This window comes from Paenibacillus xylanexedens (assembly GCF_001908275.1).
GTDB classification, from domain to species: domain Bacteria; phylum Bacillota; class Bacilli; order Paenibacillales; family Paenibacillaceae; genus Paenibacillus; species Paenibacillus xylanexedens_A.
On sequence record NZ_CP018620.1, the window covers coordinates 6,494,362 to 6,509,289 of the forward strand.

The window sequence follows — 14,928 nt, forward strand, 5'->3', positions numbered from 1 at the left end:
AAATAACCCAATTTATTGATAGTGCATTTACCATAGCTATAACCACGTTAAAAAGAGCCCGGTTCTTCCCCCGGGCAACATACATTTTTGTATAAGTCATTTACTTATAAACTCTACCATCTTCTGATGCAATTCCTTCTCGGAACATTGAAAGATACCATTAAAATCCTGGGGGTTACGGATCAATTTGTTTAACTGGTCTATTCCATATTGTTGAACAACAAACTCCACAAATAGGAACGAAAACTGAAAACCCTTCATCGTTTCGAATTCCCAGGTATCATTATCTAATTGTTCGAACGTTGGGATCTCTAAATTGTGAATAGACTCTTCTGTTGAACCTTCAATAAAGTCCTGAGTCATCCCCTTGGCTTCATATCCACCAATTCCTTGCCTTATCCATTTCGGAGCCTTCGGATTGATTTCACTTATTAGCCACATGGTGAACAAGTGAACCGTACCTTTAAGAATCGATTGATAGGTATGCTCCGGTCCTGGATTTAATGGAGATACAATTTTAAGAATACTCCCTTCATAGGTACCCATGAACCAATTCGGAGCATCTGCCTCTCCGACCGCTTGGTGAAACGATGGCATATCAGGATATACTTCAATCGTTACTTTTCGCGATGGATGATAATTGTACTTTAACGAGATTCGTTCAATATGATCACTTAGTTCATTGAACAAATCATGGTGTACTTTATTAGGCGTATTGTTCAATCCCTCGTTTTCACCCTTATTAACAATTGAAATCAAATCTTGAATAGACATGATCGTAACGCCTCCCCATTCTTTCAGTTCCTTTTTAAGTTTTTCCAAAGCTCTATAGAGTCTGTTCTTGACTGCACTCTCACGCATCCCTACAATCTTAGAAATTTCAAGCAATGTACAGTCCACAAAAAAGCGTAATGCAATGATTTCCTGGTCGGTTTCATTTAACTTTTTCAGCGCAACTCCGATATCAATTCGAAAATCAACATACTTCGTAAATTCAAGGGAGATCGACTGTGATTCATATCCCGTAAAATCAAACGGCGTTTCTTTTTTTCGCGATAATCTTCGATATTCGTTTTTCACTGTATTCTGAGCAATCTTGAATATCCACGTGAATAAATTTGATTTCCCTTGGAATCGGTGAAGATTCTCGACTGCTTTTAAAAACACCTGTTGAGTCAAATCATCTGCAACCATCGGGTTCAATTTCAGGGAAAAGTAGTTGCAAATTCTTTGACGATACAGCTCATAAGTGTTTTCAAAGTTAGTGATACTTTCCTGTTTATCCGGATAAACAGGTTTTGTGTCATGAGCTCCTGACATGGTAAGAACCTCCTCTTGATTTACAATGAATTAGACACCAGAGAGAGTCAGAAGGCCACATAAATATAAAATAAATATGTATTCAATCTTTCAGGTTTGTTACTTACAGGACTAATCACCTTTTTGAAATCTCACTTCATATCATCTCTATGATTTCATATCTTTACAAATTTATAATGATAAGCAAAGATTGGAATAGTTCGGGAGGGAATCACATCATGTACCCGCCTTCCCAAAATGAAGGAGAGATAATAATGAAATACACTAATGTTTTATTATCAAGCGTCATTGTTTTAGGTAGCTTAGGCACGTTATCAACTGCATCATCTTCACTTCATACTTCAGATAAAATAGCACATATTGTTGCTAACTCAACATCTGTGAACTCTTCGACATACCAGAGTATATCTAAGTTTGAAAAAACAAAAGGCTCAAACAAAATTGTCTGGAGAGGTGACGACATCACGATAACCGCGAACACCTTAAAGCTAGATGTTGCAGCTGATTTTGAGCAAAACATCATTGACACCATTGTAGTTACTCATGGTAAAGAAAAGCACACCCTACAAACGGGAGATTTTGAAGTTAAATTATTGGATATCACTAGTGTTGCTGAATCTCCATCGAATGAATGGATTACTATCCAAGTAGAAAAAAGTGCTGGCAGCAACCTCATTCTCATGAACCTTAAAACAGGAAAGTACACGATTATAAACGAACGTCTTGAAAAAGCAGGTAAACAAAATGTAGAAACCATTTCATCATATAATTGGTCACCAAAAGAAGACATCATTGCATTTTCTTATGGAAGTACGGATAAAAGCACATTAGCAATATACGACACTAAGAAAGACAGTGTTGTTTATCTCCCTCGGGCAACCAACTATATTAGTACAGGTCTAATATTATGGCATAAGAACGGAAAAAGTATTGATTATATTAGTGAGTATCCTTCAGATCAATGGATTCTTTTCAGATACGATACAGAAAGCAAAAAAGTTAAGCCTGTAAAAAAAATCACAAAAAAAGAATTTCAGCAGTGGTTTAAATTAGATAAATATCCTACAAAATAATAAAAAAAATGGATTAAACGTAAAATACGTTTCTTCAGTTCAACTTATATAGCAAAAAGGCGAGTCTCCATTAATCGGGGGACTCGCCTTTTTGCTATATAATAAATATTTAAGAAGTTCCTTTTTGTTTACTCGCCTGCATCTGCTGGGCAAATCTCATCATCTCTTCGAACTCTTCCTCAGATACGGCATCCCCATCGGTGCTTATGTCTTGTACAATCGGAATTTCGGGCTTGGCTTTGGTTCCTTTGCCGTATGTACGGGTACGGGTTCCAGCTGCACCAGCAGCCTGTTTGCCTTTGACCTTGGCCTGATCACGAATATATTGAACAGCTTTCTCATATGAGTTTACCTGTTTAAGCAGCATGTTGGAGGCGATTGCCTCAACAAAGTTACGGTTAATCCGCTGCTCTCCGCCGGATACAAGCAATGCCATCAAATAATGAATCAATACATTGATGACTTCACCAGGCAACTTGTAGCTCAGATCAATTTTCTCAAATATATCGATCAGATTGTCTGGTACTGCACCTGGGAAGAACGTCTGCAGCAGACGCGTATACGGCTCATTCCGCAACATCATATTGTATTGATGAATATCACACTTGGTCATAAATTGCGGAGGTACTTCGACGTAATATTCCATCTGCACTCCATGCTCAACAGGTGGTTCACCAGAGTCCTCTTTCCGTTCAGGCTCCTCCATATGCTGTCTCAGTGCCACGACCTTGGCTGCCTGTACAGTCTGTTGCTCATGGCGCTTCTTGGTCTGCCTGAACTGCATGCTCGCCTTATGCTGAAGATCATCCAGAATCAGCTGGCCCTGTGGGCTGAAGATATCATCTTCGTCCAGGAGTCGGCATACATCCTGCACACTGAGATTAAACTTGTTCACTACATAATTTACAATGCCCAGTTGTTCATGATCGAATCGCAATTGTTCCACATGACGACGATTGACCGACTCCCGCGGGAAACGCAAAATAATGTCGGCATAGTTCAAACTGTTTTCTTCCGCTGCATCATTCGTGCCTGTCCGCTGAGCCGTAGTTGATACTTCCGACAAAGCCTGCTCCAACTCGTAATCAATCACATGGGTATTCAATTCAAATATATCGTAAAAGGGAACGGAAATATTCTCTTTATTGGCTGCCGGATAAGGTGCGTCCCCATTTTCCACTGCCGAGAAACCCGAACGCAGGGAAAGGACGGCGAATTTGCCTATCTTGTCACGAAGCAGCAGTGTCAAATGCTGTGTCCGGAAAAACTCTGCCGGAGAGAGCGGCGGTTGCAGCTCATATTCGTAGATGTAATCATCATTTTCCGGTATATATAACCGTGAAGTCTGAAGTAGCCCCACTGCCTCAAGCTTGGATGTCTGCTCTAACATATATTTGCGCCCCTTCTCACTTGGCTCCAAGCCAAGCGTCATGAACAGCCTCCGTTGCTGTTCAAGCGGCGAATAACCGACCTGTTCACCGGGAAGATGCTGAAACAACAGCCGATACAAGCCAACCGCAAAAGCACCTACCATGGGCTGATATGCTCCTGTAAGCATACGGTCATCCAGGGCGCTAAGTCCAAACTCCCTGTATACGCAGTAGCGATGATGTTCAGTATAATGGTGCAGATTCTTCATGCGCATAGCCTGATCTCCTTCTCCCCAAAAGTATGTTTATCTATTCTATCATAAATGTCTGATCCTCAAATGCTCAAAAACAGGTAAAAAGATGGCCTGTTCTCGCTCCGTTTCATCCTAGGTCGACATCATTCACGTTTTCGCCGAATTCAGCAATTTCTAAAATAAAAATGTCGAGAGCCGCTAGAATACTATAAAAGCTCTAGCCGCAGAATACAAGGGAATATCTGAAGAGAATGTTCTCCAGATGTATATGAAGTACAACTGTACAATAATCCTTCTAATATAAATGAATAGCAAAAAAGCCTTCCCTTTGTACTCGTAAGCGTTTACGACAAAGACAAGACTTTCACGCGATTACAGTGGCATGTTCTACCTCTTTCCAACAATCTAAAACATTCTGTACCCACCCAAACGCAACTTCTGGATCGTCCAGCCACTGATTACCGCACCAGCCAGTCCAGCGATGCCCGTCATATAGTCTACAAGCTGGAAAGAACCCAGATGTGACATCAGAGATGACGAATGATCCCATAGAGAGTACACGACGACAGGCAAAATTACAATAATGAACAGATAGGAAGGAAACCAGGTTGTCTTCATCAGCATGTTCAGAATGAAACCGATACCAAACATCATAACGAAAAATAATACCATCAATACCAACACAGGTATAAATTGCATCGGGCGACATTCACCTCTTCTTTCACACATTCAGGTTTCACTTCTGGATAGTAGTTAGTGTACCGCAAAAAATGTGGCGAAGCAACGAACTTTCTGGACAAATTTCCCTATATTTATACTCTGTTCATTTGCCCTTCTGCTTCATGTTGGGATACAATGTAAACGATAAAGCAATCACCCGTCCCTTATAGTGCGTGTTCAAAAAGACTGGTTTTCAGTACCGAGAAGATGGAATGAAGTTAGAAATGGAGCAGCGGAGCGTAGATAGAGCTACGTGAGCAACTACAATGTTTCCGAAGGAAACATACTTCGTAAGCATCCACTTATTTCGGCTGAATGCCATATTTGATGTTGATGATGCCACCAGGCATGATTCGTAATCAAAAGCGGACTTTTTGAACAACCTCTTATAGGGATTTGGAAATATACCTTGCAGGAGGAACACAACCAATGAACGAAGCCGCATCAACACTGGAGGGCTGGTACGCCCTGCATGATTTTCGCTCGATTAACTGGGCCGCCTGGAAAGCAGCAGATGATGAAGAACGCGCTGTAGCACTGGACGAGCTTCAGGAATTCTGGAAAGAATGGAAAGAAGTCGAGGATTCATCCAAAGGAAGTACCGTTGTATATACGGTTGTAGGTCAAAAAGCAGACCTCGTCATGATGCACCTGCGTGAAACGCTGGAAGATCTGAAGGCTGTTGAGAACGCGTTTAACAAAACGATGTTTGCCCAGTACACAACTAAGTCGTATTCCTACGTTAGTGTAGTGGAACTGAGCAACTACCTTGGCAAAGAAGGCGAAGACCCGATGCAGAATCCGGATATTATCGCCCGTCTGAAACCTGTTCTGCCACAACGACAATACATCTGCTTCTATCCGATGAACAAAAAACGTGAGCTGAATGACAACTGGTACATGCTGTCCATGGACGAGCGTCGCACCATGATGCGTAGTCACGGCATGATTGGCCGCAGCTATGCGGGTAAAGTAAAACAGATCATTACCGGCTCTGTCGGTTTCGACGATTGGGAATGGGGCGTTACGCTATTTGCGGATGACGCACTTCAGTTCAAGAAACTTGTCTATGAGATGCGTTTCGATGAAGTTAGCGCCCGTTATGGCGAATTCGGTTCGTTCTATGTGGGAAGTCTGTTGAACGAAGGAACACTGGAAGACATGCTTAAGCTGTAGAAATAGCACAAAGCACAATAAAGCACCGCGACATCTCCTGTAAAGGATACTGTCTGCGGTGCTTTATTATCTATCAATATTCTAATACCTCAAGCTTGATTTAGATCTATATTGTTTGAACTATTTATTTACACAAAAACGGAAAGGACAGAAAAAAACTGAAAAAGCGAAGCGTTCGCCTTTATCACCGGATTTTCCCTTTAACAAAAGGGAATCAAAAAAATCTGGGGATAACAGCGATTGGAAGGTTATGTCTCTAATCCTCGTCCTCATCATCTACCGCTTTCAGCGATTCGAGGAATTCGGCTGTGGCCCGGTCACGGTCACGACCCTTCTCTTTAAGCCGCTCAATCGCAGGCATAATGAGAATATCCACTTCTTTCTGCACGATGTAGGCCAGATCATATTGATCCTGTTCCTCGAGATAACCACCGACCTGCATCAGGGCGTTGTATCGATCCAGCTCTTCACGCGTTAATAGTCCCCGGACCTGAACACTGCAATGTCTCATCCAAAAAACCGCCCTTTCTTCAGGACTAGCGGAATACCACCAATGATGAACAGATAACGCAGATCAACCAGCTTCTTCAGCTGAGCCGCTTTCCAGCCTTTGTATTTCTTGCCGCCTACAACGGCAATAGCTTCACCTTTACCCAGTGATGCAACCGTGCCTTTGCTCGTAAATACAAAAGGTTGTGGCTGTTTCTTGCGAATGGATGCCACGACGTTCTTGGCGCAGTTCACACCCTGCTGCATCGCAATCTGGGCTGTTGGCGGATAAGGCCGCCCTTCCGCGTTGAACACAAGTGAATTATCACCAATGACATAAACATGCTCATGTCCAGGGGCACGCAGATAATCATCTACTTTCACACGTCCTCGCATCACTTCAAGACCTGCCTGTTCAAGCAATGAGTTACCGCGAATGCCGCCGGTCCATACGACTGTAGCCGCATCGAGCTTTTCACCCTCACCCACAATAACCCCGTCCGGGAGACATTGCTTGATTGGAACACCAATTTTGAAAGTAACGCCCTTCTTCTTGAGCACATTCATCGCATGCTCTACCAGTTCTGGATCAAATCCAGGCAAAGCCGAAGGTGCTGCCTCTACATTGTAGATATGCACGTGTTTCGGATTCACGTCGAACTCCTTGCACAGCTGTGGAATGCGATCTGCAAGTTCAGCTACGAATTCAACGCCACTGAAACCCGCTCCACCTACGACAAACCGAATACGATTTCGTTTGTTATCGTTTTTGTACATCGCAAATTGATATTCGATGTGTTCTCGAATCAGTCTGACCGAGTTAATGCTGCGGATCGTCATGGCGTGATCGAGCATCCCCGGAATGCCGAAGGTCTCAGGCTCACCGCCTAGTCCAATAATCAGATAATCATAGGATAACGTGCCATCCTCCAGAATAATCTTTCGATCCTGCAGACGAATCTCCTTCACGGAAGACTTGACCAGATCAATCTTGAACTCATCAATCAGCTTCGAAATAGGGACTCTTGCATGCTCAATGGTATCCGTGCCGGCTGCCGGCATATGTAGATGTGTAGTAATATAATGATAATCATGCCGGTTCACCAATGTGACATCGGCCTCGTTATAGTTCAATTCCTTCTGCAGCCGCTGGGCTGTCAGAATCCCGCCATAGCCCGCGCCGAGGATGACGATTTTGGGAATACTGCTCATGTCTATACCCCTTCCGGTTTCACTTGCATCAGCCCGATCTTGGGTGAGATGCAAAATGCACATACTTACAAATATTGATGAGGTCTTGCCCATTATGACGACAAATGTTAACTTCGCGAATTTATTTAAACGTTTGCATCAATTTCATAACTCACTAAAAATGGATTTTATGAAACTAGATATCGACATATCGAACCGTTTTGATCTATATCTAGACTTGATTGAAGCAACTAAAGGGTTTATGAAATTGATACGTTTGCACGCAAGTTATCGTTTCAAGTTGTGAAATTAACCACAAGATTCTACAAAACACGGGATCTGTCTTCATATTACATATTGACTCTAAATTAGACAAAAAAACACATAGTACAGGTCAAGGATATCTGTATTTCTAGTAAAGATCAAGGTTTTTTTTGTTATTTTTCATAACCTTTCATTTCCAATTTCATCCTATTCTCATCTGATCTTCATCAATTGTTCCCAGTTTCGTGACGCCGCTAACTTTGCAACCCTGAATACACCGTTTATAATAGGAAAGACAGTTCAGCACCAATGCCGGTTACGATACGTAGCCTGCACATTCTTTCTGTTAACTACCTATTAAAATATGAAAGGTGTTGTTGATTCTTGACTGCACAAAATTCCAGTCATGATATGACTGATTTACTTATTATCGGTGGAGGCCCTGCGGGTCTGTTCGCCGCGTTTTATGGTGGGATGCGTCAGGCATCCGTTACACTGGTTGAAAGTATGCCACAGCTTGGCGGACAGCTTGCCGCTCTTTACCCGGAGAAATACATCTATGATGTAGCCGGATTCCCGAAAGTAACAGCTCAGGAACTGGTGAATAACCTGGTTGAGCAAATGAGTCATTTTAACCCGAACATCCGCCTTGAAGAAAAGGTTGTATCGGTGGAGAAAAAGGATGAGCAACATTTCGTCGTGAAGACGGATGAGAATGAATATCATGCCAAAGCCGTCATTATTACAGCTGGTGTAGGTGCATTCGAACCACGTCGCCTGGAGCTTGAAGGTGCTGCCAAGTTCGAGAAGAGCAACCTGCACTACTTCATCAGTGATCTGAATGCCTTCGCTGGCAAAAAAGTACTGATCAGTGGCGGCGGTGACTCCGCGGTAGACTGGGCACTCATGCTGGAGCCTATCGCTGAGCAAGTGACACTGATCCATCGCCGGGACAAGTTCCGTGCACATGAGCACAGTGTCGAAAACCTGATGAATTCCAAGGTGAATGTCGTTACACCGACCGAAATCACGGAACTTCATGGGGATGACACGATTACCAAGGTAACCCTTTCTCATGTGAAAACCAAAGAAACTCAGGAAATCGAAGTAGATGACGTGATCGTTAACTTCGGATTTGTCTCTTCTCTCGGACCGATTGCCGAGTGGGGTATCGAAATTGATAGCAACTCCATCGTTGTTGATTCCCGCATGGAAACATCTATTCCAGGAATCTTCGCTGCCGGAGATATCACAACATATCCGGGTAAACTGAAGCTGATCGCTGTCGGATTCGGCGAAGCTCCAACAGCCGTCAACAATGCGAAGGTATACTTCGATCCGGATGCCAAGTTGTCCCCAGGACACAGCAGTAACATGAAACGCTAGTTTTGCTGAAATAACATATATTGATACAAAAAAGGGTATCTTACTCCTGAGTGAATCCATATCAGGAGGGATACCCTTGTCTTATATATGCCCGCTGTGTAACGGTCTGGTTGTACCGGAGCAGGCTTGCCCCCACTGCCTTCAGGGACTGTTAGAATGCGGCAAATTGGATGATTACACCGGACCATACAGCCCCTACGTATTCCAACCTTCCTCTGACACGGCAGACGAAGTCGAAAACGTTTGCAATCATGTGATGTACTGTCACCATTGTCAGACGAGCACGCCATGGCCAGTCTCACTATGGGACTTGTCCGGAAACCTGTAACATTGCCTGCAATGAGGATCTCTAGTGAAGAATGGCAGATACGTCGGTACCCAGTTTGCGCTTATGGATTTCTGCCAACAGCAGTGCGATGAAATCTCTTTCGAGATTCAACTCAATCGCTTTATGGTAGGAATCCAACAACATCTCATCGGATAACATAGCCATTTCCCGCCACAACCTTTCCTTTTTTTTCCTCAAAACTATCATATCAGAGATTTATATAGAGAACAAGCGTTCTTGTTATCCACAACGATATGTGGAAATCCTGTGCATAGTTTGTTGATAAATGGAAAAAATGTAGAGTAATCAACGTGTATAGTGTGGACAATATTTATGCACAGGGAGTTTGTACTACTGTCAGAACGTTTATCAGCGTATTTTTTTCGGAATAAATTCATAGTTTCAAGACTTGTTGCGAGTAAATTACCCGGTAATGTAAAATTTCAAACGGTTTTCATACCGTTTTCTTTTATATATTATCGGTTTTTCTTGAATTTTCTTGAGTTTTCCCATTCATTTTCTATTGGGGTCTGGTATTCACTTCCAGAATCCAGATCTTGCCTGAATAATCCAGTCCATAATCAAATCCAAGCTGACCTACACCAGGGAACTGACTTTCCATAATGTACGTACATGTCATTGTAAGGGAACGCATCTCCCGGCGTTTGTGCCGACCGGATATATGTGGCAGGGATAAACCAAGAGCTCGCCTTCCTGATAACATGGTGCCACCCTTGCTCAGATTCGTCACACAGAGTCCGGGACGAGCGAGTCGTCCTACTAAGGAACGGAATACCCAGCCTCGTTGGGTTTTGACAACTTTGACTCTGTAATCAACAGGTCTCCCTTGAATTGTTGCCAGATGAATGCCTTGCTGGATCAAGTACTTGCGTCTAGCCTTTACACGCACCAGAGAGCGATACATCTGGCTGAAACTGGCGAAAGAACGGGTTGTTTTCATATGGGTGTATCGATAAGCCCCACCGCTGGCCGATACCCGGATAACACCGTAACCTCCGCCTCCTACAATAGGTTTGACATACACCATTCCATAACGACTGAGCATTTGCAGCAGATTACCCGAGTTGAATGCCTTGGTCTGTGGGATATGGACAGCAGCTACCGGGTATTTCATCAGAGCCGCTGTCTTCCGCCATTTGCTTGCAAGTTGTCTCGACATGGGTTGATCTCCTTCCTTGAAACAATAGTCCTTCCTTATACATACTCAACAGAAGCCTTGCTTTCTTGGATGTCTGTCCACGGCAAAGGCCCCTTTTCCATGTAACCTGTCCCAGGGTGATGGCGGAAACGGGAACACGCGCCCGGTTTACTTTTCAAACAAGTCAATCTGTCGTATGCTACTAAGGAATGGCTTGGAAGGGCTTAAATATGAGGATCTAAGGAGCGTTAAGAACAAATGGAAGCATTTTTCAAATCACTTTATGGCGTAGCCTATTTTGCAATGTCGATCGTTCTGGTAGCTGTTACGGTACTTCTCTTTGTCACAGGTATTCGACTGTTTATGCAAAAGCGTAATCGCGGCTTTGCCGTGAGTTGTCTTATATTTGCCTGTTTCATCGTCTTTATCATTGTTGTTATGTTAACTACGCCCTTCTCTGCCACACCGCCGGGTTCACCGGAAGCCATGGCTGCCCTTCTTCACTTCGGGTAGTTGAACCTCTGTAGAAGGAGATGCTTATGACACGTACTAATGAAACCTTAGGAATTATTGATATCGGCTCGAACTCCATTCGTCTGGTTATCTATGAACTGGACCAGGACGAAGCCTATCGCATCATTCATGAAGACAAATACGCCGCTCGTCTGAGCAGCGTTGTTGAGTCCGATGGAACCATTCTGCGCCATTCTCTGGATAAAGCCATCACCATCTTGAGTCAATTCAAAGCGACCTGTGAAGCGTATCAGACCAAACTGATTCGCGCAGCAGCTACCGCAGCTATTCGTAATGCAAGCAATGTCCTGGAGATTATTGAATGGCTGGAGACCGAGACGGGGCTTACCATTGAATGTGTATCGGGAGATCGGGAGGCCTATTATGGGTTCCTTGGTGTCACTCAATCCATTGATCTGGCAGACGGTTACGTCGTGGATATTGGAGGCGGCAGCACAGAGATCACGGTCTTTCGGGATCGGAAAAGGTTACATAGCATCTCCCTCCCTATTGGTGCTGTGAATTCACATGCCCGTTACGGGGGCGAAGATCAGTGGACTGAGGAGAATGCAAATGCATTATGCAACGAAGTCACTGAGGCTCTCCGTGGACAGAATTGGATTCGTGAGCATCCTGGTCTGCCACTCATCGGACTTGGCGGCACAATGCGTACACTCGCCAAAGTGGAACAGAAGCGCACCCAGTATTCTTTGCCTGTCAGCCATCATTATGAGATCAGTGAGGAAGCGATGGAGAACATCGCTCGCTCCTTGCCACATCTCACCTCGGCACAGCGCAAAAAGGTACCTGGGCTCGCCAAAGATCGCGCTGACATCATTGTGCCCGGCGTACTGATCCTACGAACTGTCTTCCAGATAATACAGGGAGATCGTTATGTGGTTAGTGGCGCGGGTCTACGAGACGGGTTGTTGCGTGATTACATGGCTGGAGGGCAGCCGGTCGTTCCAGACGCGCTGAAGGACAGTATCCGCAACTTTATCCATTTTGGTCCACCTATTCCAGAGAATCGTCTGCAACGGATTCATCAGGATATGGTTACCCTGTATACAGCATTACAAGGTACCCCTCCTGATCAAGCAGATGCCCGAATCCTGTATGCATCCTCCATGCTGCACATGGCTGGTAAACAGATTAACTATTTCCGTTATACACAGCACTCGGCCTATTGGATCATGAATTCAAGCATTTATGGACTTTCTCATCGGGAGACCATTCTAAGTGCCAGTGCAGCTGATTATCATCCCAAAAAAAGAACGCCCCAGCTGCTGAATAAGCACCGGGACATTCTGAAAAACTCGGATGAGCGGCATGCTCATCGTTTAGGCTCTCTGCTCCGCGTAGCTGAAGCCATCAATCGATCCGAGAGCATCGCTGCGATCAAAGCAACAAAAGAAAACGACTCGCTGAAGGTGCAATTCACCTGTACAGCTGAGCCGTTACTGGAACTTGATGGCCTGGAAGAGGCCGTCAAGGATCTGAAGGAAGCCTGGGGAGTTACGTTAACGCACTCCATTCAGCAGGCTTCCAAGGGATAATACCCATGGCCTCCGTCTGACTTCTCAGCGGGGGCTTTTCATTTTCTACAAATACATAATTGCCACCAGGCATAAGTTGTCTCGCTTTGACATTATCCATAAGGGACAGATTAAGGATATCCACTAGCATTTTCTTCAGCTCTGGATCAAATACGGGACACATCAGTTCAATTCTTCGATTCAGGTTACGTGTCATCCAGTCTGCACTGGAGATGAATACATCCGGGTTGCCGCTATTTTCAAAATAAAACAACCGTGAATGCTCCAGAAAACGATCCACAATGCTAATGACCCGAATATTCTCACTGAGCCCCTCTACCCCCGGACGCAGACAACATACACCACGCACAATCAGATCGATCTGCACGCCGGCTTGAGAAGCCTCGTACAATTCATCAATCATTTCCTGATGGGATAAGGAGTTGATCTTGGCAATGATTCTGGAAGGTTTGCCTTTCAGCGCGTGCTCTGTTTCTCTACGAATCAGTGCAAACAACTCATCCTTCATACCATCCGGAGCTACACGGAACGCCTGCAATGCCTTCGGACCGGAGTATCCGGTAATCTCATTGAACAATTCGGATGCATCTTCCCCAATAATTGGATTAGAGGTGAACAGTCCCACGTCCGTATACACTTTGGCTGTACTCTCATTATAGTTACCGGTTCCTACATGAACATAACGTCTCAGCCCCTGCTGTTCCCTGCGTACAACAAGAATGATTTTGGCATGGGTCTTCAGTCCAACCAGTCCATAAACCACGTGACAACCGGCTTTCTCCAGCTTACGCGCCCAAGCAATGTTGCGCTCTTCATCAAACCGTGCTTTCAGTTCCACCACCACCGTGACCTGCTTACCACTCTCAGCTGCAAGTGCAAGTGCCGGAATAAGGCGTGAATCGCCATTGACCCGATATAATGTCATCTTGATGGCCAGAACTCTTGGATCTTCCGAAGCCTCCAATATAAAATCAGTGACTGGTTCAAACGATTCGTATGGATGATGCACCAGTACATCGCGTTTGCGCAGCAGCTCAAAATGACTTTCTCTGGGTAGGAACTCCAGTGGATACACAGGTTTCACCGGACTGTACTTCAGATGCGAGAAACTTTCCAGACTGTCCACGAATCCAGCCAGAAAACTCAAATCAAGTGGTCCATCAATTTCGTATACCGGGTCCTGAATATCAAATTCATCCTGCAATTCCAATAAGGCATCCGGACGAAAATCCTTACAAACTTCCAGTCGTACAGGAGCCCCGCGGCGTCTGCGTCGCAATTCTTTTTCAATAGCCTCAAGCAGATCTTCCGCTTCTTCTTCATTAATGAACAGATCCGCATTACGGGTCACTCTGAATTCCTGTGCAGCAAGCGAGATATATCCGCTGAAGAGCGTATGGATATGATGTTTGATAAGATCTTCAATCAGTATGAATGTTTTCTTTTTGCTATTCGCCCGAATGGGAGCCTGAACTACCCGCGGCAGATTGGAAGGTACCTGAACAATAGCCATAAACGGCTCGCCCTCTTGCTCCCCTTCCTTCTGTAACATCACGGACAGATAGACAGACTTGTTGTGTACCAGTGGGAACGGACGACTCTGGTCAATCGCCATCGGTGTGAGTACCGGAAAAATAATTTCATGAAAGTACTGGTCCATTGCGCGCTGCTGTGTCACATTAAGATCTGTATATTCCTGAATGTTCACGCCTTTCTTGGCGAGTAGACGAATGAGTTCACGATACGTTTTATACTGTTCGGCGACCATGGTCCCGGTTCGTTTAATCAATCTGCGGTACAACCCTGCAGGCGTGTATCCTGTAAAATCTTTTTGCGTGAATCCGGCTTTGATCTTCTCTTTTGTCTCTGCCACCCTTACACTGACGAACTCGTCCAGATTACTAGCGACAATGCCGAGAAATCTCATGCGTTCCAGCAGAGGCGTTGTTGGATCCTGGGCCTCCTGAAGTACGCGCCGATTAAATTCAACCCAACTCAAATCACGATTAACGTAGTTACCTGTTTTGACGTCTCTATGCATGTATGGCCTCCGAATGTGTTGCATATCTATTCTTGGTTAGAAGTTCTCCTATAATTGTACTATTCGTAATCAACATCAAGCGTCAGCG

14 protein-coding genes are annotated in these 14,928 nt (G+C 44.5%); 6 read left to right on the top strand and 8 right to left on the bottom strand.

What is annotated here, in order from left to right; all coding sequences use genetic code 11:
* Positions 1 to 96: 96 nt before the first annotated feature.
* On the bottom strand, positions 97 to 1,320 hold the full coding sequence (locus BS614_RS28245) for an RNA polymerase sigma factor (protein WP_074096358.1): 1,224 nt from the start codon (positions 1,318 to 1,320) through the stop codon (positions 97 to 99).
* A gap of 254 nt (positions 1,321 to 1,574) precedes the next feature.
* On the opposite strand from BS614_RS28245, the gene BS614_RS28250 reads away from it, so the two are divergent.
* Complete coding sequence (locus tag BS614_RS28250) at positions 1,575 to 2,393, top strand: hypothetical protein (RefSeq protein WP_074097031.1); 819 nt, start codon at positions 1,575 to 1,577, stop codon at positions 2,391 to 2,393.
* Positions 2,394 to 2,502: 109 nt separating this feature from the next.
* Here BS614_RS28250 and BS614_RS28255 read toward each other — a convergent pair whose 3' ends face one another.
* Positions 2,503 to 4,038, bottom strand: coding sequence for a replication initiation and membrane attachment family protein (locus BS614_RS28255; RefSeq protein ID WP_074096359.1), 1,536 nt, complete (start codon positions 4,036 to 4,038; stop codon positions 2,503 to 2,505).
* Between the two features lie 384 nt (positions 4,039 to 4,422).
* On the bottom strand, positions 4,423 to 4,716 hold the full coding sequence (locus BS614_RS28260) for a YuiB family protein (protein ID WP_017692435.1): 294 nt from the start codon (positions 4,714 to 4,716) through the stop codon (positions 4,423 to 4,425).
* Between the two features lie 450 nt (positions 4,717 to 5,166).
* Between BS614_RS28260 and hemQ the strand changes: the two genes are divergently transcribed.
* Positions 5,167 to 5,913 (top strand): hydrogen peroxide-dependent heme synthase, encoded by a 747-nt coding sequence (gene hemQ, locus BS614_RS28265; protein WP_036605768.1) that lies wholly within the window; start codon positions 5,167 to 5,169, stop codon positions 5,911 to 5,913.
* A gap of 256 nt (positions 5,914 to 6,169) precedes the next feature.
* Here hemQ and BS614_RS28270 read toward each other — a convergent pair whose 3' ends face one another.
* Together BS614_RS28270 and BS614_RS28275 are read right to left on the bottom strand one after the other, a co-directional pair.
* Positions 6,170 to 6,424, bottom strand: coding sequence for a hypothetical protein (locus tag BS614_RS28270; protein WP_036605767.1), 255 nt, complete (start codon positions 6,422 to 6,424; stop codon positions 6,170 to 6,172).
* On the bottom strand, positions 6,421 to 7,614 hold the full coding sequence (locus tag BS614_RS28275; RefSeq protein WP_036605766.1) for an NAD(P)/FAD-dependent oxidoreductase: 1,194 nt from the start codon (positions 7,612 to 7,614) through the stop codon (positions 6,421 to 6,423). The genes BS614_RS28270 and BS614_RS28275 overlap by 4 nt, the downstream gene beginning before the upstream one ends.
* Before the next feature lie 654 nt (positions 7,615 to 8,268).
* Here BS614_RS28275 and BS614_RS28285 point away from each other — a divergent pair.
* Together BS614_RS28285 and BS614_RS31675 are read left to right on the top strand one after the other, a co-directional pair.
* Entirely contained in the window at positions 8,269 to 9,243 is a 975-nt protein-coding gene (locus tag BS614_RS28285; RefSeq protein WP_210437008.1) for an NAD(P)/FAD-dependent oxidoreductase, read from the top strand.
* A gap of 76 nt (positions 9,244 to 9,319) precedes the next feature.
* A complete protein-coding gene (locus tag BS614_RS31675) occupies positions 9,320 to 9,571 on the top strand; it encodes a hypothetical protein (protein ID WP_074096361.1) in 252 nt (83 codons plus the stop codon).
* A gap of 21 nt (positions 9,572 to 9,592) precedes the next feature.
* Here the strand turns inward: BS614_RS31675 and sda are convergent, their stop codons facing one another.
* Positions 9,593 to 9,736 carry a sporulation histidine kinase inhibitor Sda gene (sda, locus tag BS614_RS28295; protein WP_017692430.1) on the bottom strand — a complete coding sequence of 48 codons (144 nt, stop codon included), beginning with the start codon at positions 9,734 to 9,736 and terminating at the stop codon, positions 9,593 to 9,595.
* Between the two features lie 355 nt (positions 9,737 to 10,091).
* On the bottom strand, positions 10,092 to 10,751 hold the full coding sequence (locus BS614_RS28300; protein ID WP_036605763.1) for a YheC/YheD family protein: 660 nt from the start codon (positions 10,749 to 10,751) through the stop codon (positions 10,092 to 10,094).
* A 237-nt stretch (positions 10,752 to 10,988) separates the two neighbouring features.
* Here BS614_RS28300 and BS614_RS28305 point away from each other — a divergent pair, with 237 nt between their 5' ends.
* On the top strand, positions 10,989 to 11,243 hold the full coding sequence (locus BS614_RS28305) for a hypothetical protein (RefSeq protein WP_017692428.1): 255 nt from the start codon (positions 10,989 to 10,991) through the stop codon (positions 11,241 to 11,243).
* Positions 11,244 to 11,269: 26 nt separating this feature from the next.
* Positions 11,270 to 12,799 carry a Ppx/GppA phosphatase family protein gene (locus BS614_RS28310; RefSeq protein WP_074096362.1) on the top strand — a complete coding sequence of 510 codons (1,530 nt, stop codon included), beginning with the start codon at positions 11,270 to 11,272 and terminating at the stop codon, positions 12,797 to 12,799.
* On the opposite strand, the gene ppk1 is transcribed toward BS614_RS28310, so the two are convergent.
* Positions 12,759 to 14,840, bottom strand: coding sequence for a polyphosphate kinase 1 (gene ppk1 / locus BS614_RS28315; protein ID WP_074096363.1), 2,082 nt, complete (start codon positions 14,838 to 14,840; stop codon positions 12,759 to 12,761). The genes BS614_RS28310 and ppk1 overlap by 41 nt on opposite strands.
* Positions 14,841 to 14,928: the final 88 nt, after the last annotated feature.